The following is an 18,937-nucleotide window of genomic DNA, read 5'->3' as shown; positions in this document are numbered from 1 at the left end:
AGAGGGTTTATCACCAGATTTATGGCTTTTAGCCTGACAAAACTAATCATGCCGATCAGCATCATTTCTGCTCGTACGGGGCCATCACCTGCGGCAACGTTTCCAGCAGCATATCCACGGTGATTCGCACTTTTAGCGGTAGCCAGCGCGTTTTGGGCCAGACGGCGTGCACCGGGAATTTCACGCTTTCTGTATCGGCAAGCAACCTTACCAGCCGACCACTTTCCAGCTGTTTGCGGATGAGCCAGTGCGGTAGCCAATCTGAATGACATTAGGTGGTTGGCTTGGTTCAACACCGGACAGCTACGCTATAACCCTATTAAGAGTCTCTTTTCCCATGAGCAGGTAATTGCTTATACGGCGATTTGGGAAGTCGCAGGCTCTGGCTTTCAACTCGTCTTACAAACGAAAATATTTATTGTTTTCAGAACCAACCTGGATTATATAATATTCATATTGAATAATCTGTATTTTACACGACAGATTATTTTTTATAATTAAATACATAATAATATTATATTCAAAGATTTCATTCTAAAACGACTTTGCCATCATATGTTTGGATATAAGTTTCATCGTCTATGTTTATGAATTGTTTACTATCAAGGTTGCCTCTGACAACTATTGCTATACTGTTATACACACATTTTTCATACTTGCCATTAGTATCATCAAAGCAAGTATAATCATCGATAGAACCATCCCTTGTTCCTTTGGGTAATTGTTCATAACCATCGAAGTTCATGATGGTAACTGTGAAGTTATATGGTGTATTGATAACGTGATATTTTTCCTGAAGTAAGTCCTTATTTTTCATCCACCATTTTAATTTTCCTTCTGTTGTCATTGGCAAATGTTCTACAAAAACCACACCATTATCCACTCTGACTATTTTTGTTGGTCTGACAGCAATCCATATGCAGTATGCAATTATTAAAATAATTGTAATTGCTCCAATCCTTTTATAATTAAACATTGTTTTCTCCTGTCAATGTTATAGTGGCTTCAAAATTAGTGAAAAATGGTTTTTGAGCTAAATGCTTTGCCCGCTGAAGGACAAACCATATCCTAAAAAAAGCAATCGAATTGAATTCGGGTTTCAATATATCCTCTCTGTCTAAGCCAAAATGATCTTGTGCTCTGTATTTTACAACCGCAGTATATCTATTTCCTTGAAGGATGAGGCTCTCAATGGAAATTTCTGTACTATTTATATCATGAACGGTAATACCCATTCCATTGAACCAATCTTTCCATCTTGTGTATTTGGGTAAAAAACTTTTATATAAATCACTTGAAAAATACTCTTTTGTCAGTTTGGATTTACTAAAATCAAATTGCTCGATAGCTTTTTTAATGATGGGTAAAGTGCTATAACGGGTCTTCTCAGCCAAAATTAGATTTTTATATGCATTATTCATTGCTGGATGTTGGTAATCTCTTCCATTATTCCGTTGCATATGATTGAAAAGATCTTTGATCAAACCCTGGTATGGACCCTGGAAAGAAAATACATGAGATTGAGATCTTAACTCATCATATAACATGGCAATGGCTTTTTCTCTACTTACGGCAGGTATTGAGCTTAGATAAGGATGTTTATAGGAAGGGCCAAAAGTTGTCCAGTCAATGAATGTTGATACTTGTCCGAGATGATAATGCTTTTTTAGTGTATCAGCATCCATATCGCCGCTCTGCATATCATCGGCATTTCTGTCATTAAATCTTTTTCTTGTGGTGAAGATTACCAATTTACTATCGATTGCGTCCATCCGAAATAAATCCCTTTCAATCAAATGTACAACTACTATACAATTATACTTTAGTGCTGTAATTAGGCGTTTTCTTAACTTTTTTTGTCTGAGAGTTTAGGCTGGACGATTTATCAGGATGCGATCTATGTTGCTACGCATGTGAGAGTAAGCAACTGCTAAGAAAGGAGATTAATCGTAACGCTCATTAATAAATCTTATTTCCGCAACAACCCTTAGTAAGGTTTCTCTCTTTTCATCAAAGTAATCATGCCTTTCATAGATCCCTTCGACACCTTTCAGTTTGTGGTTCAAACACCGCTTTGCTACGAGCGGAGGAACTGACAGTGAAGCAAGCAGGTCTCGTCTCCTGGAGTGGATTGTGTATCGAAGCATCCAGTAAGGTTCACCCTTTGGTTGGACTTTCAGATACAAGCAACGCCCATCTCCAAACTTCGCCGGTACTCCTGCTTTGATGAGGGCCTGAACCGTTCTGACAGTGAGTGAGGCCATAACCTATCCTGATGAAAAATCGTTGTGGGAGTATATGGTTATGAACTGTCAGATGAGACGAGTAGAGCAAAAAGACTCCCCCTTTTACTCCTCACTTATTGGTGGTTTTTAATGAATCTAAGTGGTCTTCAATAGACTATCCTTCAAATAAAAAAGCCCATTTAACATGGGCTTATGGAATGGTGCGGACTTTGAGAGAATTTACTCGATGTTCTGAATCTGCTCGCGCATTTGTTCGATCAGCACTTTCAGCTCGATAGCCGAATTGGTCACGTCTGTATTAATGGACTTGGACGCCAGGGTGTTCGACTCACGGTTGAACTCCTGCATCATAAAGTCGAGTCGACGGCCAACAGCCTCTTTCTTCTTCAGAATGTTGTAGGTCTCTTTGACGTGAGCGTCGAGACGATCCAGCTCTTCGGCAACGTCGATACGCTGCGCCATCAGCACCAGTTCCTGCTCAAGACGGTTATTCTCAAGCTGCACCTGCGCTTCTTCCAGTTTGGAGACCAGGCGCTCACGCTGCCATTGCAGGATTTCCGGCATATGACCGCGAACTTTGGTGACTTCACTGCTCACGCCTTCCAGACGCTGTTCAATCAGAGCTTTCAGCGCTTGGCCTTCGGTTTCGCGGGCAACGATAAAGTCATCCAACGCGCCGTCCAGCGCGGCGAGAATTTGCGCGGCAATTGCGTCCAGGTCCTGCTCCTGCGCCGCCATTACGCCTGGCCAGCGCAGAATATCGACCGGATTGATTTCCCCTTCGTCGCTCTGCATTTTGACCCAGTTCGCTGCGTTGACCAGTTGCTTAGCCAGTTTCTCATTAAGGATCAATTCGCCTTGCGCGCTGGCATCCGGTTCAAAACGCAGATTACATTCGACTTTGCCGCGCGTCAGGCGGGTACGGAGACGTTCACGGACAACCGGCTCAAGGCTGCGGAATTGCTCCGGCAGACGGAAGTAAGTTTCCAGATAACGCTGGTTAACCGAGCGCAGTTCCCAGGAGGCAGAGCCCCATTCACCCTTGATTTCACGCCGGGCGTAGGCGGTCATACTGCGGATCATAGACGTTCCCGTTTTTAAAGAGAGATGCGGGGATTATAGCTTTCGTGGCCTTATCAGGATAGGAATAACCACGGTAAGCCAGTATAATGCGCAGCCACATTCGAATAGCCGGAGAAATCATCATGCGTCCAGCAGGCCGTAGCGCCACTCAGGTGCGTCCCGTTACCCTGACCCGTAATTACACAAAACACGCAGAAGGCTCCGTGCTGGTTGAATTTGGTGATACCAAAGTGCTGTGCACCGCCTCTATTGAAGAAGGCGTTCCGCGTTTTCTGAAAGGCCAGGGCCAGGGCTGGATCACAGCTGAATATGGCATGCTGCCGCGTTCCACTCATACCCGTAATGCGCGCGAAGCGGCAAAGGGTAAACAGGGTGGGCGTACTATGGAAATCCAGCGTCTGATTGCCCGCGCACTGCGCGCAGCGGTCGATTTGAACGCACTGGGCGAGTTCACCATTACTCTCGACTGCGATGTTATTCAGGCTGACGGCGGTACCCGTACCGCGTCGATTACCGGTGCGTGTGTGGCGCTGGCGGATGCGCTGAACAAACTGGTTGCTGCCGGGAAGCTGAAAACCAACCCGCTGAAGGGCATGGTTGCCGCAGTCTCTGTGGGCATCGTGAACGGTGAAGCGGTGTGTGACCTGGAATACGTGGAAGACTCCGCAGCCGAAACCGATATGAATGTGGTGATGACTGAAGATGGCCGCATGATTGAGGTTCAGGGGACGGCGGAAGGCGAGCCCTTCTCCCACGAAGAGCTACTCACCCTGCTGGCGCTGGCCAGAGGGGGGATCGAATCGATTATCGCGACGCAGAAAGCGGCGCTGGCGAACTAGTTACTAAGGGCGACGATGTCGCCCTTTTTTTTGTCTGTAGAAAAGTGAGATGAGGAGCGGATCCATGAAAGCGTACCAGCGTCAGTTTATTGAATTTGCGCTTAACAAACAGGTACTGAAGTTTGGCGAATTTACGCTGAAATCCGGGCGTAAAAGCCCCTATTTCTTCAACGCCGGGCTGTTTAATACCGGGCGCGATCTGGCGTTGTTAGGGCGTTTTTACGCCGAAGCGCTGGTGGATTCCGGCATTGATTTCGACCTGCTGTTTGGCCCTGCTTACAAAGGGATTCCTATCGCCACCACCACCGCTGTCGCGCTGGCGGAACATCACGAGCGCGATGTGCCTTACTGCTTTAACCGCAAAGAGGCCAAAGATCACGGTGAAGGCGGTAATCTGGTGGGTAGCGCATTGCAGGGGCGTGTCATGCTGGTGGACGACGTGATCACCGCCGGCACCGCTATTCGTGAGTCGATGGAAATTATTCAGGCTAACGGGGCGACACTGGCGGGTGTGCTGATTTCACTGGACCGCCAGGAGCGTGGCCGTGCGGATATCTCCGCGATCCAGGAAGTTGAACGCGACTATGGCTGCAAAGTGATCTCCATCATCACGCTGAAAGAGCTGATTGCCTATCTGGAAGAGAAGCCGGAAATGGCCGATCACCTGGCCGCCGTTCGCGCTTATCGCGAGCAGTACGGCGTTTAAGTCTGTGCCCGGCAAGCTGCTGCCTGCCGGGTCAGTGTTACAGCAGCTTCGCGCCTTGCGTGTTGACATACAGTGAGTAGACCGAGGTGCTGGCCGCCATAAACAGGCGGTTACGTTGTTCTCCGCCAAAGCAGAGATTGGCGCAGCGTTCCGGCAGATGGATCATGCCAATCGCCTTGCCTTGCGGGTTGAAGATGCGTACGCCGTCCAGCTCTTCCGTGCCCATCCCCCAGCCGCACCACAGGTTGCCATGCACATCAATGGCGATACCGTCCGCTGTTCCGTTGCCGCAGTCGATATGCACCCGTTTATTTTTTAACTGATTATCCACCACATCCCATGCCAGAATTAAACGATTGGGCGTAGCGCGGCTCTCCACCACGTACAGCGTTTTTTCGTCGGCCGAGAAGCAGATCCCGTTCGGGCCTTTGACATCCCCCAGCACAACTTCCAGCTTGCGTGTCTCCGGATCGAGACGATAAACATTCTGCGGCAGTTGCGACGCGGCTTTATGCCCTTCATAGAACCCGGCGATGCCGAACGGTGGGTCGGTAAACCAGATGGAGCCATCTGACTTCACGGCGATATCGTTGGGGGAGTTCAGCGGTTTACCTTCAAAACTGTCCGCCAGCACAGTGATCGTGCCGTCGTACTCGGTCCGCGTGATGCGGCGGGTATCGTGTTCACAGCTGATTAGCCTGCCTTGCCTGTCGCGGGCGTGTCCGTTGGCGTTATTTGCGGGCTGGCGAAAGATGCTGGTCTCGCCGGTTGCATCGTCCCAGCGCATCACCGCGTTGTTAGGAATATCGCTCCATAGCAGCATACGGGTATCGCCGAACCAGACCGGACCTTCCGCCCAGCGGCAGCCGGTAGCGAGCTGCTCGACTTTGGCACTGGAGACCATATAGTCGCGGAAGCTGTCGTCCAGCGCGACAATGCTGGGGTCCGGGTAACGGGGGGAGGGTGCCCAGGCCGCGAGGCTTTTGTGGCTTAGTAATAACGACGCGGTGGCGATACCGCTTAGTTTTAGCAGTTCCCGACGAGATGTTGCCATCCGGTCTCTCCTTATTTGTAGGGTATTTATAAGATGATTTGCGTTAAGTGGAACGATGCTGCCAGAAGGAGGTTAGGAAATGTTGGATGCGGCGACATCTGGCATCTCAACGAATTCCGTTGGGCTTTTTCACAGAGAGTGGGGAAATGAGAATGCAGCCACACTGGGCTGCATGGAGAGATTATTGCAATTGCGCGGCTAACAACGGCCAGCGGGTCTCAAAGTCATCGGTCGGGCTGTATTTAAATTCGCTACGCACATAGCGCGACAGCATGCCTTCGCAAAAGGCCAGCAGCTGGCTCGCCAGCAGGGTTTCATCGTGAGTGAACCCTTCGCCTTCACGCATTTTGCGCTCGCGCAGAACCTGGCGTAGCTGTGCTTCAATGCGCTCAAACAGCTGGTTGATACGCCCTTGCAGGCGGTCCTGTTCAAACATCAGCGCATGGCCAGTCATGATGCGCGTCAGACCCGGATTGCGCTCGCCGAACCCCAGAATCAGCAGCACAATCAAACGCAGGCGCGCCGTTGTGTCTTTCTCATCCTTCAAAATCAGGTTGATGCGGGTAATCAGGCTATCTTCGATAAACTCAATCAGACTATCGAACATGCGCGTTTTACTGGGAAAATGACGATACAGCGCGGCTTCAGAAACGCCGACAGACGCCGCCAGTTTCGCTGTGGTGATGCGTTGGCTTCCATCGCTGGATTCCAGCATCAGCGCCAGAGACTGAAGTATTTCTTCGCGACGATTCCTTTTCGCAGTTTGTTTTTCTGCCATGTTCTAAAATACCCCTGAAAAATAAGCACTCGTCAGGCGAGCAGCCACACAGCGACCGCAAACGTTGCGCGTTTGCGGTGATGTTATCGCGTTATTTCGCAGTGTGATGCGTTAAAAAGAGCCGTTACTGGCGGCCAGAATGGCCGAAGCCGCCTTCGCCGCGCTCGGTCGCGTCGAAGTCTTCCACCAGGTTAAACTCCGCCTGCACCACGGGTACAAACACCATCTGTGCGATACGTTCGCCCGGGACGATAGTAAAGCTGTCGTGCCCGCGGTTCCAGACGGAAACCATCAGCTGACCCTGGTAATCTGAGTCGATCAGCCCGACCAGGTTGCCCAGCACGACGCCATGTTTATGGCCCAGTCCTGAACGTGGCAGGATGACCGCAGCCAGCGCCGGGTCGGCAATATGGATTGCCAGGCCAGTCGGCAGCAATGTTGTTGCTCCCGGAGCCAGCTCAACAGCGGCGTCGAGACAGGCGCGCAGGTCAAGTCCGGCTGAACCGGAGGTGGCGTATGTCGGCAGCGGGAATTCGTTGCCAACGCGCGGGTCCAGAATCTTAACGTCGATTTTTTTCATCATAACGGGTAACGATCTCGTCCAGTAATAGGTGTCCCAGAAGTTCCTTGCGCTCCAGCGGTAAGCGTTTGTCGCCCTCCTGCCAGAAAAGGTGTAATGCGTTGCTGTCGCTGTTAAAGCCTTGATCAGATTGCGAAACATCGTTAGCGCAAATTAAATCGAGGTTTTTGCGGGCGCGTTTTTGCCGGGCATATTCTTCCACATTATTTGTTTCGGCGGCAAACCCAACGACATAAGGCCGGTTGGTGGAGAGCGCGGCGACGCCCGCGACAATATCCGGGTTTTTGATCATTTTTATCGTGATTTCATCGCCTTGCTTTTTGATCTTTTCTTCAGAAATGCTCGCGGCGCGGTAATCCGCAACGGCGGCGCAGCCGATAAAAATATGCTGCTGTTGCGCGCCCTTTTGCACGGCGGCTTCCATCTCCAGCGCAGTGGTGACATCCACACGTTGTACGAAAGCTGGCGTTGGCAGTGAAACCGGGCCGGAAACCAGCGTCACCTTCGCACCGCGACTGGCGGCAGCAGCGGCGATGGCGAAGCCCATCTTTCCGGAGCTGAGATTGGTGATATAGCGCACCGGATCCAGCGGTTCACGCGTTGGACCGGCGGTAATCATGATGTTCAGATGTTGCAGATCTTTGACAGGCGAGAAATGCGCGTCCGCCATATCGACAATGGTCAGCGGATCCAGCATACGGCCGGGGCCAATGTCGCCACAGGCCTGGCTGCCGCTGTCAGGTCCCCACAGCAGCAGCCCGCGAGAAGCAAGTACTTGCAGATTATGCTGAGTGGCGGCGGCGCGATACATCTGCTGGTTCATGGCAGGCACCACCGCAACGGGCGAGGGGGTGGCGAGGCAAATGGTGGAGACCAGGTCGTTGGCCATTCCGGCGGCAACGCGGGCGATTAAGTCGGCGGTCGCGGGTGCCAGAATCACCAAATCAGCCCATTTCCCCAGTTCAATATGGCCCATTGCCGCTTCTGCTGCGGGATCCAGCAGGCTGTCGGAAACCGGGTGTCCGGACACGGCCTGCAGGCTCATCGGCGTAATAAAGGCTTTGGCGGCCTCAGTCATTGCGACGCGGACTTCCGCGCCGCGATCGCGCAAACGGCGCACCAGCTCAGGCGCTTTATAGGCTGCAATGCCGCCGCTTACGCCGAGGACAATTTTTTTACCCGCCAGACTCATCATGATTCTTTCCTGTTGGATTTCACCAGAAGCTGGGCATTTTATCACAATCCTGATGTTGTCGTGCTTTTGCCCGCCAACCACTTTGCGAGGTGCTACGCAGGGTGAAAAATCCGCAGTCGAAGCGGTGGAACGCAGTATGGCAGCATGAGCACGAGAGATGGAGGAAAGTACATGGATATTGTTTTTACCCCCCTGAAACCGCGGGAAAAGATGCTGAAATACGGCATTGAATCGCTGACTGATACTGAGTTATTAGCGCTGTTTTTACGTACCGGTACGCCAGAAAAGTGCGTGCTCACCGTTGCCCGGGAGATGCTAACGCATTTTGGGTCGCTGTATGCGCTGCTCTCCTCCAGTCTTGAGGATTTTAAGGATATACAAGGTATTGGCCTCGCCAAGTATGCGCAGTTGAGGGGGATCGGCGAGCTGGCCCGGCGCTATTATAATGCGCGCTTGTTGGAGGAGAGTTCACTGCTGAGCCCGGAAATGGCGCGGGAGTTCCTGCAAAGCCAGTTGATGAGTGAAGAGCGCGAGATCTTCATGGTGATCTTTCTGGATAATCAAAATCGGATACTGAAACACAGCCGTTTGTTCAGCGGCACCCTCAATAACGTTGAGGTACACCCGCGAGAAATTGTCCGCGAAGCGTTAAAAGTGAATGCAGCGGGCGTGATCCTCGCGCATAATCACCCCTCAGGTAATGCTGAGCCGAGTAAAGCGGATAAGCAGATCACCGAGCGTGTGGTTAAATGCTGTCAGTTCATGGGGATACGGGTGCTTGATCACCTTGTTATCGGACGTGGAGAGAGCGTTTCGTTTGCAGAGCGTGGTTGGATTTAGACCATTTTGCGCGATCCATCGGGATCTTTGTCTGTTCGGGACTTGAGCACACCGCCGACTCAGCGTATACTACGCCACCTTTGAGAATCTCGGGTTTGGCATTTGGGCCTGGCAATCGAGAGTTCACATTGAACTGCGATGACCGGGCTGTAAAGCCTGACGAGGCGCCGATACCCCATACGAAGCTCGAGCTAATTTGATTTTTGGAGAATAGACATGTCCCGAGTCTGCCAAGTTACTGGCAAGCGTCCGGTGACCGGTAACAACCGTTCCCACGCACTGAACGCGACTAAACGCCGTTTCCTGCCGAACCTGCACTCTCACCGTTTCTGGGTTGAGAGCGAGAAGCGTTTTGTCACCCTGCGCGTATCTGCTAAAGGTATGCGTGTAATTGATAAGAAAGGCATCGATACAGTTCTGTCTGAACTGCGTGCCCGTGGCGAAAAGTACTAAGTACTTAGAGGATATAAATCATGGCTAAAGGTATTCGTGAGAAAATCAAGCTGGTTTCTTCCGCTGGTACTGGTCACTTCTACACCACCACGAAGAACAAACGTACTAAGCCGGAAAAACTGGAACTGAAAAAATTCGATCCAGTTGTCCGTCAGCACGTGCTGTACAAAGAAGCTAAAATCAAATAATTTTAGTTTTCTTGAACAAAAACCCCGCATTGTCGGGGTTTTTGCATTTCTGATAACCCGCAAGCCGGAGACGAGATGCCTGAATTACCCGAAGTCGAAACCAGCCGTCGTGGCATAGAACCGCATCTGGTAGGTGAAACCATTCTTTATGCGGTGGTACGCAACGGGCGATTACGCTGGCCGGTCTCTGAAGAGATCCACAGCCTGAGCGATAAACCCGTGCTCAGCGTTCAGCGCCGCGCCAAATACCTGCTGCTGGAGCTACCGGATGGCTGGATCATTATCCATCTTGGCATGTCCGGCAGTCTGCGCATTCTTCCCTGTGAATTGCCGGCGGAAAAGCACGACCACGTCGATCTGGTGATGAGTAACGGCAAAGTACTGCGTTACACCGATCCCCGCCGTTTTGGCGCATGGCTGTGGACGAAAGAGCTGGAAGGGCACAACGTGCTGGCGCATCTCGGGCCGGAACCGCTAAGCGACACGTTTAACGCCAGCTATTTCCAACAGAAATGCGCGAAGAAGAAAACCGCCATTAAACCCTGGCTGATGGATAACAAGCTGGTGGTGGGCGTTGGCAACATCTACGCCAGCGAATCGCTGTTTGCTGCGGGGATCCACCCCGATCGCCTTGCTTCATCGCTCTCGGCGCAGGAGTGTGAACTCCTGGTGCGCGTGATCAAAGCCGTATTGCTACGATCCATCGAACAGGGTGGAACGACGCTGAAAGACTTTTTGCAAAGCGACGGGAAACCGGGCTATTTTGCGCAGGAATTACAGGTATACGGGCGGGAAGGTGAGCCTTGTCGCGTATGCGGTACGCCAATCGTTGCCGCTAAACACGCACAGCGTTCAACGTTTTACTGTCGTCGCTGCCAGAAATAAATCCGGCATTTCTGCCTGAGGGCACCACGCTTATCGGGCCTGCAATCGCCGCAGGCCGGACAGGCAGAACACTTACTTCAGCTTTTCCAGCAGCGCCTGATGCACATTTGGCGGCAGGAAGTGCGTGACATCGCCATGGTGGCGCGCCACTTCTTTGACCAGCGTCGAGGAGATAAACGACCACTCTTTCGATGGCATCAAAAACACGCTCTCCAGCTCCGGCATCAGGTGGCGATTCATATGCGCAAGCTGCATCTCATATTCAAAATCCGCTACCGCTCGCAGGCCGCGAATCAAAATATTGGCCTGCTGAGCGCGGGCAAAATTCGCCATTAAATCACTGAAACCGACAACCGTAACATTTGGCAGATGCGCCGTGGCGGACTGCGCCAGCGCGACACGCTCGTCCAGGTTAAACATCGGTTTTTTGCTCGGGCTGGCGGCAATCGCTAATACCACCTCGTCAAACATCACAGCGGCACGGGCAACAATATCAATATGCCCGTTGGTAATAGGATCAAAGGTGCCGGGATAAATCGCTTTTGTGCTCATCGCTTATTCTTTCTCTGAATAACCGTGGTTCAGTGCCCACAGCCCGGTGTATTTATTGAAAGTATACTGCGCGTTAACCACCGCCAGCAGCCAGCCTTGTTTGCCATCGAGCACGCCGCCGCGCAACAGCAGAGTTTTGCAAAAGGCGCCCAAAGTATGGGCGAAAATCCCCGGCAGCGAGGTTTTTTTTCCGCGTTGATGGCGCTCCTGCGCCCACGCAGCCGCGTAATTGAGCTGTTTGCGCTGGAAGCTGACGAAATCCCGGCAGGTCAGATGCAGCAAATCCCCACTCAGCGCAATCACCTGCGCCTGTGGCGCTTCCAGCGACTCATGCACAAGGTTGTCGTTGTACTGGTAGCGTTCACGCTCATACAAACGCGTTACGCGGTCAGGATACCAGCCGCTGTGGCGCATAAAGCGACCCAGGAAATAGTTTCGACGGGCGATGCTGTAAACCGCACCCGGCTGCGGTGCCTCAAGAATGGCACGCAGCGCCTGCGCCAGTTCCGGCGTAACGCGTTCATCGGTGTCGATCATCAGGATGTAATCGCCGCTGGCATAGCGCTGCGCTCGCTGGCGCTGAACACCATAACCGGGCCATTCAGTATTGCTGAAGACCTTCGCACCGGCGCGAGTGGCAATGCCGACGGTGTCATCCTCGCTACCGGAATCCAGCACAATAATTTCATCCGCCCAGGCGACGGACGCCAGGCAATCCGGCAGCAGATCCGCCGCGTTTTTGGCGATCATCACCACCGACAAACGTCTGGACATTAATGGCTCCGCTGAGGCAAATACGGTTGCAGGAGTTGCAGCAGGCGCGCCAGCGCACCCTGGTTCTGGTGCAGGACTTCCACCGCGTGACGCCCGTACCATAAACGATAGTCTTCATCGGTCAGCAGCGTCGACACCTCTTTCACCAGCGAATCCGCATCGGTGACGGTAATCAGCCCTTCCGCTTCCTGCAAACGTGAGCAGATATCTTTGAAATTAAAGGTATGCGGCCCCATTAGCACCGGAATGGCATGCGCTGCGGGCTCCAGTGGGTTATGACCGCCGCGCTCCACCAGGCTGCCGCCAACAAACGCCAGGTCGGCAATGCCGTACAACAGCATCAGTTCACCCATGGTATCGCCAATCACCACCTGGGTGCTGCCCGAGGGGATTTCGCCCGTACTGCGCAAGGTGTAACTGAACCCGGCTTTTTGCGTCATAGCGCGCGCGTCCGGGAAACGTTCCGGATGACGCGGAACCAGAATCAGCAGCAAATCCGGGAAACTCTCCAGAAGCTTGCGATGCGCCTGTAAAATAATGGCCTCTTCGCCGTCGTGCGTGCTCGTGGCAATCCACACTTTACGGCGCGGCGCCCACTGGCGACGCAGGGTGACCGCACGCGCGGCAAGTTCCGGGGTAACCGAAATGTCGAATTTCAGGCTGCCGGTGACCGTCAGCTGATTGCGTTTAAGCCCCAGTTGCAGAAAACGATCGCCATCTTCCTGATTTTGCGCGGCAATGAGCGTGATTTTGCTCAGCAGACGGCGCATAAATTTCCCCAGTTTTCCGTACCCTTTCGCTGACCGCTCCGACAGGCGCGCATTGGCGATCACCAGCGGGATTTTCCGGGTATTGAGCGCAGAAATCATATTCGGCCACAGTTCTGTCTCCATCACGATCACCAGCTTCGGGCGAACGGTATTGAAGAAACGGTTCATGGCGCAGGGCAGGTCATAGGGCAAATAGACGTGATGAACGTCTTTACCAAAGGCCGACATCACGCGTTCTGAACCGGTTGGCGTCATGGTGGTGACGGTGATGGGCAATGAAGGATAGCGATGGCGCAAGGCGCGCACCAGCGGGATCGCCGCCAGCGTTTCGCCAACGGATACAGAATGCAACAAAATACCGTCCGGCTTCACTTTGTTACGACAGAATCCATAACGCTCGGCCCAGCGTTTACGGTAAGCAGGGGCCTTGCGGCTGCGAAGTAATAATCGCAACCACACCAGAGGCTGAATGACGTAGAGCAGGGTGGTATACAACAATTCCAAGCGACTATCCGTTTTTTTGAGATTCGGCGGGCAAATTCTAAGCATTTAGGCACGTTAAAGCTATACCTTTGGCGTGCCTGCAAGAGAAGCCATCAGGCATGGCGATAAGGCTTGAGGCGGAAATAACGTCGGCCCAGACGCCAGCGTAAACGCAGTGTACAGGCATTTTTCCAGATCAGCTGCCAGATACCGCGATCGAAAAACTCGTTAATAATTATGCGCTTCTTCTCTTCATCTTTCATGCAATCAAAGGTATGGATAATGCCAAGACCTTCTTTAGCGATTTGCCAGCGGCAGGCAGAAATCTGTTTTGCTTTATCCGCATAGCGCTGATTGATTGCCTCAAGCATTTCGAGAATTTTCATATAATGGCGCGCTGAGCGCATTAATGTGTCGTCATTATCGGGTTTGTGCGACACCGATTCAGAGTGAATGTAATAATCGTAGAACTGCTCGCTGGTGTATTGCACGCGCTCAGCCGCCAGCAGGACTTCCGTGGTCCAGGGAATGTCCTGGTGACGTAGACCCGGTTCGAAATGAAACGCATGCTGCTGGATAAACGCACGACGATATATATTCAGCCAGGTAACATGCAGGAATTTACGTGAATCAAGCGCCTGTTTAAGCCAGACATGACCCGCAACGACGCCCGTTGAGGCGAGCCGCTCCGGTGGGAAAATCGGGTGCACATCTTTTCTTTTTTCATAGACGTAGCGGCCATTACAGGTTGCAACATCCAGGTTTCCTGTTTCCGCCATATTGAGCAGCGTGTTGTACATGCCGGGGTAAATTTTGTCGTCAATATCCGGAAACGTCAGGTATTTACCGGTGGCGACAGCCAATCCGCTGTTGCGCGCCACGGATACGCCCTGATTAGCCTGTTGAATAAGCTGGACGTTTGGCAATCTCTCTTTCCAGTTCTCAATCACGGCCAGGCTCCCGTCGGTGGAGCCGTCATTCACCAGAATGAGTTCATAACTGTTTAGTTGCTGCTGCTCAATGCTTTCAAAAAACTGATCGAGGAATTTTTCGCCGTTATAAACGGCAACGACGATGCTAAGTAAAGGAGACTGACTCATAGATGATCCGCTATCGTGTCCTGGTGTTCATTGTGCGTCAGGCGCTGCGCAACTGACGATACTGCTGGCAAATGGTTTCTACGCCGAATTTTTCCAGCGCGGATGCTTCTATTACTGGCGGGTTATGGTAAATGCTTTGCATTGTTTGAGCCAGCGCTCTGCTGTTCAGCTCCGCCAGACCCGCCGCCAGCGCACCAGTGAGGATCTCGCTCACGCCGCCCGGGCAGCGAGTGCTGACGACCGGCGTGTTGAGCAATAACGCTTCGACAATGACATTGCCGAAACCTTCGCTGTCTGAGCTGAGCACCAGCATTCTTGCGTGCTTGATCCAGGGAAGCGGGTTGGGCTGAAAGCCTTTAAATATTACCCTGTCGCCAACGCCCGATGCGGTGGCTAACTGACGTAACCGCTGCTCTTGCTGCGGAGTACCCTGCCCCAGCAACACCAACGGTGCCTGGATGCCGCTTTGTGCATACGCCTCAATCAGGCGATCGTGACGTTTGGCCGGATGGAAACGCCCTACGTGAATGATATAGTCCGTGCCCGCCATTTCGCATGGCGCTTCTGCTCCTGCCCGCAGCGCGGCAATATCGAATGGGTTATATAGGGTTTTCAGTTGGGCTGGCGTCAGCGCAAACTGCCCGACCAGATCCTTACCCACGGCTTCTGAAACAGCAACGATATTGCGGTTCTGGTACACCCGTTTAATTTTCTGCTGTTTAAGCCAGCGGTCAAAACCGGTGCGATGCCCGAGGTAGGATGTCGAAAACATGCCATGCAGGCAGAACCACAGGTTATGATTTTTCAACGCCTGGCTACGGGAAACTATCCGATCGGTTTTATGCAGATTCGACAGTACCAGATCAAAATGCCCCGTTTTTTCGGCAAGATGAATGGCCTTATCCAATTGCCGTGCCCGGCGGCTCAATTCCGTTAATTTACGCCAGGGTTTACGGCAATGATCGGTAATAACCTGGTAATGTAATCCCTCCGGAAGCGGGTATTCACAGACATCGCGTAGCGAAAAGAGCGAGACATTTTCGCCCTCGCGCAAAAACTGTTCCGCCAGCGTAAGCACCACTTTCTCTGCGCCGCCGCCAGGCAGTCCATCAATAATAAACAGAATGCGCATGGTTATTTCACCAGGTGTTGATAGAGGGAAAGCAGCTGTGCGGATAAGTTTTCGTTGGTGCACTGCATAATCCGCGACCGGGCGCTTTCGCCTTCGGCTGAGTCGAGTGCGCGCGCGGGTAAGGCCATTACGGCGTCCTGCAAACGACGGATATCCAGCGCATCGCAGACGTATCCGTTTCGCCCTTGCTCAATAAATTCCGCGCCGCCGCAACCGTGCGTGGTAATCACCGGTAGCCCGCAGGACATTGCTTCAAGAATCACATTCGGGAAGGGATCGTACAGCGTGGGCAGCAGTAAGCCATCGGCCATTTGGTAAAAGGGCAGCGTCTCCCGTTGCATACCAAAAAAGTGCACGCGCTCGGCGCACTTCAGCGTTTGTGCCAGCGTCTGATAGCGTTTCTGATCTTTATCTTTACCAACGACCAAAAGGTGGCAGGTTGTGGGCGCAACCGCACGGATTGCCGCATCCAGCCCTTTTCGCTCAAACCCGGAACCGACATAAACAAAGCAGGTGGCCTCAACCGGAATTCGCCATTGCTCACGTAGCTGTATAAAGGTGTTTGCATCCGGCGGGGTGAAATGGCGGTGATCGACAGCGTTATAAATCACATGGATTTTGTCCGCCGGGAAGGCGAAATCTTCGATGATCTCTTGTTTCACCATTTCTGCGTTACAGATGACGGCACGCAGACTGGGATGCTGATACATCTCTTTTTCCGCCTGCATCACATAGCGGTGATAGCGGTCGGCAAACAGAAGGTGCTTTTTCCAGCCAGGGATTATGCGCGACCGTTGTAACAGCCAGCGGCGGTGCACCCCGTCTCCTGCCCGGTATAAGTCACAGCCGGCAATGCGTTCGTGACTCTGTACTAAGTCAAAGTGTTCGCGTTGCCATAAGTCGCGAGCGGCGTGAGCGAAACCGCGCTCGCGGCTGATCCGTCCCCATTTTTTCGGATCGCAAATGTGAATGCGCCAGTCCGGTTTGACCGGGCCTTGCCATTCGCGAGTAATGACGTTGAGCTCAAGGTTGCTGTTATCCAGCGCTTCCAGCGCGCGGGATACAAAGCGTTCAGCGCCGCCATCGGGGCGGTATTTTTGCCTGACCAGCGCCAGTCGGAACGTACTCATGCCAGTAACCTTTTCGCTGCGGTAATCACTGCATCTACGGGGATCGCGTCCAGATAACGCTTGTCGGTGTGCGTGTCTACATCGTCCGGATCGGGAAGCGGGCCGTAATCGCCAGCCCAAAGGACTTCACCTTTCGCCTGCCAGGGACGCCAGAAAACCAGTTTCGAAGGGCCGAACAGCGCCACAAGCGGCGTACCAAGCGCAGCAGCCATATGCATGGGTACGGAATCCACACCGATAAACAACCGCGCATGGTCGATCAATGCGGCAAGCTGGCGTAATGTGAGTTGCCCGGCCAGAGAGTGGAATTGCGCATCGGGACAGCCGGCAATAATGGTTTCGACCATTTTTTTCTCTTTTGCATCGGGGCCGGACGTCAGCACGATTTTGTGACCCGCAGCGGAGAGCGCGTTCATGACTGCGCTGATGTTGCCCTCACGCCAGCATTTATAGAACCAGCGTGAAGTGGGCTGGATAACCACATAACTTTCCTGAAAATCTGGCGGCAAAAGCGACCGGCATGCTTGCCAGTCCTGAGCGGTGTAACTCATTTTCGCCGGGACGTCATGGACGGCCTCGCCGATGGCGCTCAGGATGGAAAGATTCTGCTCAACGGTGTGCTGTGTGTTGTGATCCTGAGTGGAGACCAAATCGGTGTGACAGAATGACCAGAAAGGATGACGACGTTTAGGAAACGCGAAACCAATACGCTTTCTGGCGCCGGTAAGGCGCGTACAGATGGCGCTGCGCCACTGATCGGCGAGGTTGAGCACTAAGTCGTACTTCTGCTTGCGCAGCGTGCAAAGTAGCCCGGCTTCCATTTTGAGTTGATGAAGCACCCCCTGCTTTTTCCATTTGCGATCGATGCCATAAATACGGTGAATATCCGGATTGGCGGACAGCATTTCCCGTGTCTCTTCATAGAGCAGAACATCGATCTGCGCGGCCGGAAAGCGTTGCCTGAGAGCCAGGATCAGCGGGGTGGTTAATAACATATCGCCGTGATGGCGCAGTTTTATAACCAGTATTCTCGCGGGCGCAGTAGGCTCAGGAAGTCGGGTGTCGGACGTCATAAAGTCTTCTTCATCACATTACAGGCTTGTGATTCTAGGTTATCAGACTGATTGAGAGAAGCATTGTATTGCTCTACCATGGCGCCACACACCTGTCCTGAGGAAAACACTGTGCACAAACCTGCATTTCTTATCACCATCGATACCGAGGGAGATAACCTCTGGCAGAAGCACGACAGTATCACGACCGAAAATGCGAAGTATTTGCCGCGTTTTCAGCAGCTTTGTGAAAAATATGGCTTCAAACCCGTATACCTCACCAACTATGAAATGGCCATTGACCCTGCCTACATTGAATTTGCAAAAGATGTGATTGCCAGGGGAACGGCGGAAATCGGTATGCATCTTCATGCGTGGAACAGCCCGCCGACGGCACCGTTAACCGATGATGACTGGCGTTATAAGCCCTACCTGATTGAGTATTCTGATGCGGTAATGCGCGACAAAGTCAGCTATATGACGCAACTGCTGGAAGAGACCTTCCAGACGAAAATGGTCAGTCACCGTGCGGGACGTTGGGCATTTGATGAGCGTTATGCGCGCTTATTGTTGGAGCATGGCTATCAGGTGGATTGCTCGGTGACACCGAAAGTGAACTGGCAACCGGCGAAAGGCGCGCCACAAGGTACGGGCGGTACCGATTATCGCGATTTCCCTCAGCGCGCCTATTTTCTGAATGAAAACGATATCCGCCGTGAAGGGAACTCCTCGCTGCTGGAAGTGCCAATGAGCATCCAGCATAAGCATTCGGCGCTGATGAATAGCATCAAACAGGGTTACGATCGCCTGCGCGGGAAGGTGCGTAGCCCGTCAGTACACTGGTTGCGCCCTATGGGTGGCAATAACGACACCATGAAGCGTGTGGTTGAGCAGACGCTGGCGCAGGGTAATGATTATGTTGAGTATATGCTGCACTCGTCCGAGTATATGCCTGGCGGCAGTCCCACCTTCAAAAATGAGCACGATATTGAGCGTTTATATGAGGATCTGGACGCGTTCTTCGCCTGGCTGGCGCCTAAAACGCAGGGAATGACGCTTGCGGAATATTATCAATATAAAGTTGCCGCGAAATAAGC

At 52.4% G+C, this 18,937-nt stretch carries 22 protein-coding genes and 1 pseudogene; 7 read left to right on the top strand and 16 right to left on the bottom strand.

Annotation, left to right across the window (positions count from 1 at the left end):
• Positions 1 to 61 precede the first annotated feature (61 nt).
• The 5 genes and pseudogenes from ACQ3G7_RS21165 to ACQ3G7_RS21145 all read right to left on the bottom strand — a co-directional run.
• Positions 62 to 247: pseudogene (locus ACQ3G7_RS21165) on the bottom strand (LysR family transcriptional regulator); the annotation flags it as partial.
• A gap of 282 nt (positions 248 to 529) precedes the next feature.
• Positions 530 to 976: a DUF943 family protein gene (locus tag ACQ3G7_RS21160; protein WP_430891889.1), complete on the bottom strand. Its 447-nt coding sequence runs from the start codon at positions 974 to 976 to the stop codon at positions 530 to 532.
• The gene (locus ACQ3G7_RS21155; protein WP_430891888.1) at positions 969 to 1,772 is read right to left on the bottom strand and encodes a DUF3289 family protein; all 804 of its coding nucleotides are present in this window, start codon (positions 1,770 to 1,772) and stop codon (positions 969 to 971) included. Before ACQ3G7_RS21155 ends, ACQ3G7_RS21160 begins: the two co-directional genes overlap by 8 nt.
• Before the next feature lie 171 nt (positions 1,773 to 1,943).
• On the bottom strand, positions 1,944 to 2,264 hold the full coding sequence (locus tag ACQ3G7_RS21150) for an Arm DNA-binding domain-containing protein (protein WP_430891886.1): 321 nt from the start codon (positions 2,262 to 2,264) through the stop codon (positions 1,944 to 1,946).
• Between the two features lie 201 nt (positions 2,265 to 2,465).
• On the bottom strand, positions 2,466 to 3,329 hold the full coding sequence (locus tag ACQ3G7_RS21145) for a YicC/YloC family endoribonuclease (RefSeq protein WP_430891884.1): 864 nt from the start codon (positions 3,327 to 3,329) through the stop codon (positions 2,466 to 2,468).
• Positions 3,330 to 3,451: 122 nt separating this feature from the next.
• Here ACQ3G7_RS21145 and rph point away from each other — a divergent pair, with 122 nt between their 5' ends.
• Complete coding sequence (rph, locus tag ACQ3G7_RS21140; RefSeq protein ID WP_061492495.1) at positions 3,452 to 4,168, top strand: ribonuclease PH; 717 nt, start codon at positions 3,452 to 3,454, stop codon at positions 4,166 to 4,168.
• A 64-nt stretch (positions 4,169 to 4,232) separates the two neighbouring features.
• Positions 4,233 to 4,874, top strand: coding sequence for an orotate phosphoribosyltransferase (gene pyrE, locus ACQ3G7_RS21135; RefSeq protein ID WP_263098785.1), 642 nt, complete (start codon positions 4,233 to 4,235; stop codon positions 4,872 to 4,874).
• Positions 4,875 to 4,911: 37 nt separating this feature from the next.
• On the opposite strand, the gene ACQ3G7_RS21130 is transcribed toward pyrE, so the two are convergent.
• From ACQ3G7_RS21130 to coaBC, 4 genes are all read right to left on the bottom strand, one after another.
• Entirely contained in the window at positions 4,912 to 5,928 is a 1,017-nt protein-coding gene (locus ACQ3G7_RS21130) for an SMP-30/gluconolactonase/LRE family protein (protein ID WP_430891881.1), read from the bottom strand.
• A 181-nt stretch (positions 5,929 to 6,109) separates the two neighbouring features.
• Entirely contained in the window at positions 6,110 to 6,706 is a 597-nt protein-coding gene (slmA, locus tag ACQ3G7_RS21125; protein WP_061492497.1) for a nucleoid occlusion factor SlmA, read from the bottom strand.
• 124 nt (positions 6,707 to 6,830) lie between these two features.
• Positions 6,831 to 7,289: a dUTP diphosphatase gene (dut, locus tag ACQ3G7_RS21120; protein WP_263098788.1), complete on the bottom strand. Its 459-nt coding sequence runs from the start codon at positions 7,287 to 7,289 to the stop codon at positions 6,831 to 6,833.
• Positions 7,267 to 8,478, bottom strand: coding sequence for a bifunctional phosphopantothenoylcysteine decarboxylase/phosphopantothenate--cysteine ligase CoaBC (gene coaBC, locus ACQ3G7_RS21115; protein WP_430891927.1), 1,212 nt, complete (start codon positions 8,476 to 8,478; stop codon positions 7,267 to 7,269). The genes dut and coaBC overlap by 23 nt, the downstream gene beginning before the upstream one ends.
• Before the next feature lie 174 nt (positions 8,479 to 8,652).
• Here coaBC and radC point away from each other — a divergent pair, with 174 nt between their 5' ends.
• From radC to mutM, 4 genes are all read left to right on the top strand, one after another.
• Positions 8,653 to 9,321 (top strand): RadC family protein, encoded by a 669-nt coding sequence (gene radC, locus ACQ3G7_RS21110; RefSeq protein WP_263098789.1) that lies wholly within the window; start codon positions 8,653 to 8,655, stop codon positions 9,319 to 9,321.
• Between the two features lie 216 nt (positions 9,322 to 9,537).
• Positions 9,538 to 9,774, top strand: a complete 237-nt coding sequence (gene rpmB, locus ACQ3G7_RS21105) for a 50S ribosomal protein L28 (protein ID WP_002436699.1) — start codon at positions 9,538 to 9,540, stop codon at positions 9,772 to 9,774.
• Between the two features lie 20 nt (positions 9,775 to 9,794).
• Positions 9,795 to 9,962, top strand: coding sequence for a 50S ribosomal protein L33 (gene rpmG / locus ACQ3G7_RS21100; RefSeq protein ID WP_003024094.1), 168 nt, complete (start codon positions 9,795 to 9,797; stop codon positions 9,960 to 9,962).
• A 75-nt stretch (positions 9,963 to 10,037) separates the two neighbouring features.
• Positions 10,038 to 10,847: a bifunctional DNA-formamidopyrimidine glycosylase/DNA-(apurinic or apyrimidinic site) lyase gene (gene mutM, locus ACQ3G7_RS21095; RefSeq protein ID WP_430891871.1), complete on the top strand. Its 810-nt coding sequence runs from the start codon at positions 10,038 to 10,040 to the stop codon at positions 10,845 to 10,847.
• Positions 10,848 to 10,919: 72 nt separating this feature from the next.
• On the opposite strand, the gene coaD is transcribed toward mutM, so the two are convergent.
• The 7 genes from coaD to rfaQ all read right to left on the bottom strand — a co-directional run bounded on the left by coaD (position 10,920) and on the right by rfaQ (position 17,861).
• Entirely contained in the window at positions 10,920 to 11,399 is a 480-nt protein-coding gene (gene coaD / locus ACQ3G7_RS21090; protein WP_430891869.1) for a pantetheine-phosphate adenylyltransferase, read from the bottom strand.
• 3 nt (positions 11,400 to 11,402) lie between these two features.
• Positions 11,403 to 12,173 carry a glycosyltransferase family 2 protein gene (locus ACQ3G7_RS21085; protein ID WP_430891867.1) on the bottom strand — a complete coding sequence of 257 codons (771 nt, stop codon included), beginning with the start codon at positions 12,171 to 12,173 and terminating at the stop codon, positions 11,403 to 11,405.
• Entirely contained in the window at positions 12,173 to 13,447 is a 1,275-nt protein-coding gene (gene waaA / locus ACQ3G7_RS21080) for a lipid IV(A) 3-deoxy-D-manno-octulosonic acid transferase (protein WP_430891865.1), read from the bottom strand. The genes ACQ3G7_RS21085 and waaA overlap by 1 nt, the downstream gene beginning before the upstream one ends.
• Before the next feature lie 92 nt (positions 13,448 to 13,539).
• A complete protein-coding gene (locus tag ACQ3G7_RS21075; RefSeq protein ID WP_430891863.1) occupies positions 13,540 to 14,526 on the bottom strand; it encodes a glycosyltransferase in 987 nt (328 codons plus the stop codon).
• A gap of 37 nt (positions 14,527 to 14,563) precedes the next feature.
• The gene (locus ACQ3G7_RS21070; RefSeq protein ID WP_430891861.1) at positions 14,564 to 15,658 is read right to left on the bottom strand and encodes a glycosyltransferase; all 1,095 of its coding nucleotides are present in this window, start codon (positions 15,656 to 15,658) and stop codon (positions 14,564 to 14,566) included.
• Between the two features lie 2 nt (positions 15,659 to 15,660).
• A complete protein-coding gene (locus ACQ3G7_RS21065; protein WP_430891859.1) occupies positions 15,661 to 16,788 on the bottom strand; it encodes a glycosyltransferase family 4 protein in 1,128 nt (375 codons plus the stop codon).
• Positions 16,785 to 17,861, bottom strand: coding sequence for a putative lipopolysaccharide heptosyltransferase III (gene rfaQ / locus ACQ3G7_RS21060; RefSeq protein WP_430891857.1), 1,077 nt, complete (start codon positions 17,859 to 17,861; stop codon positions 16,785 to 16,787). The genes ACQ3G7_RS21065 and rfaQ overlap by 4 nt, the downstream gene beginning before the upstream one ends.
• A gap of 111 nt (positions 17,862 to 17,972) precedes the next feature.
• Between rfaQ and ACQ3G7_RS21055 the strand changes: the two genes are divergently transcribed.
• Positions 17,973 to 18,935: a polysaccharide deacetylase family protein gene (locus tag ACQ3G7_RS21055; protein ID WP_430891855.1), complete on the top strand. Its 963-nt coding sequence runs from the start codon at positions 17,973 to 17,975 to the stop codon at positions 18,933 to 18,935.
• Positions 18,936 to 18,937 lie beyond the last annotated feature (2 nt).

Origin of the sequence: Kosakonia sp. N21 (assembly GCF_050587465.1) — a bacterium.
Lineage (GTDB): Bacteria > Pseudomonadota > Gammaproteobacteria > Enterobacterales > Enterobacteriaceae.
The sequence above is the reverse complement of the archived record's forward strand: the minus strand, read 5'-3'. Positions and strand labels throughout refer to the sequence as shown.

Bases quoted from the DNA above. Each gene is read 5' to 3' on its own strand.
- ACQ3G7_RS21155 (WP_430891888.1), bottom strand. From the start codon at position 1,772: ATGGACGCAATCGATAGTAAATTGGTAATCTTCACCACAAGAAAAAGA.
- mutM (WP_430891871.1), top strand. From the start codon at position 10,038: ATGCCTGAATTACCCGAAGTCGAAACCAGCCGTCGTGGCATAGAACCG.
- ACQ3G7_RS21145 (WP_430891884.1), bottom strand. From the start codon at position 3,329: ATGATCCGCAGTATGACCGCCTACGCCCGGCGTGAAATCAAGGGTGAA.
- dut (WP_263098788.1), bottom strand. From the start codon at position 7,289: ATGATGAAAAAAATCGACGTTAAGATTCTGGACCCGCGCGTTGGCAAC.
- rpmB (WP_002436699.1), top strand. From the start codon at position 9,538: ATGTCCCGAGTCTGCCAAGTTACTGGCAAGCGTCCGGTGACCGGTAAC.
- radC (WP_263098789.1), top strand. From the start codon at position 8,653: ATGGATATTGTTTTTACCCCCCTGAAACCGCGGGAAAAGATGCTGAAA.
- rph (WP_061492495.1), top strand. From the start codon at position 3,452: ATGCGTCCAGCAGGCCGTAGCGCCACTCAGGTGCGTCCCGTTACCCTG.
- ACQ3G7_RS21065 (WP_430891859.1), bottom strand. From the start codon at position 16,788: ATGAGTACGTTCCGACTGGCGCTGGTCAGGCAAAAATACCGCCCCGAT.
- pyrE (WP_263098785.1), top strand. From the start codon at position 4,233: ATGAAAGCGTACCAGCGTCAGTTTATTGAATTTGCGCTTAACAAACAG.
- rfaQ (WP_430891857.1), bottom strand. From the start codon at position 17,861: ATGACGTCCGACACCCGACTTCCTGAGCCTACTGCGCCCGCGAGAATA.
- ACQ3G7_RS21075 (WP_430891863.1), bottom strand. From the start codon at position 14,526: ATGAGTCAGTCTCCTTTACTTAGCATCGTCGTTGCCGTTTATAACGGC.
- ACQ3G7_RS21130 (WP_430891881.1), bottom strand. From the start codon at position 5,928: ATGGCAACATCTCGTCGGGAACTGCTAAAACTAAGCGGTATCGCCACC.
- rpmG (WP_003024094.1), top strand. From the start codon at position 9,795: ATGGCTAAAGGTATTCGTGAGAAAATCAAGCTGGTTTCTTCCGCTGGT.
- coaD (WP_430891869.1), bottom strand. From the start codon at position 11,399: ATGAGCACAAAAGCGATTTATCCCGGCACCTTTGATCCTATTACCAAC.
- slmA (WP_061492497.1), bottom strand. From the start codon at position 6,706: ATGGCAGAAAAACAAACTGCGAAAAGGAATCGTCGCGAAGAAATACTT.
- coaBC (WP_430891927.1), bottom strand. From the start codon at position 8,478: ATGAGTCTGGCGGGTAAAAAAATTGTCCTCGGCGTAAGCGGCGGCATT.
- ACQ3G7_RS21070 (WP_430891861.1), bottom strand. From the start codon at position 15,658: ATGCGCATTCTGTTTATTATTGATGGACTGCCTGGCGGCGGCGCAGAG.
- ACQ3G7_RS21085 (WP_430891867.1), bottom strand. From the start codon at position 12,173: ATGTCCAGACGTTTGTCGGTGGTGATGATCGCCAAAAACGCGGCGGAT.
- ACQ3G7_RS21150 (WP_430891886.1), bottom strand. From the start codon at position 2,264: ATGGCCTCACTCACTGTCAGAACGGTTCAGGCCCTCATCAAAGCAGGA.
- ACQ3G7_RS21160 (WP_430891889.1), bottom strand. From the start codon at position 976: ATGTTTAATTATAAAAGGATTGGAGCAATTACAATTATTTTAATAATT.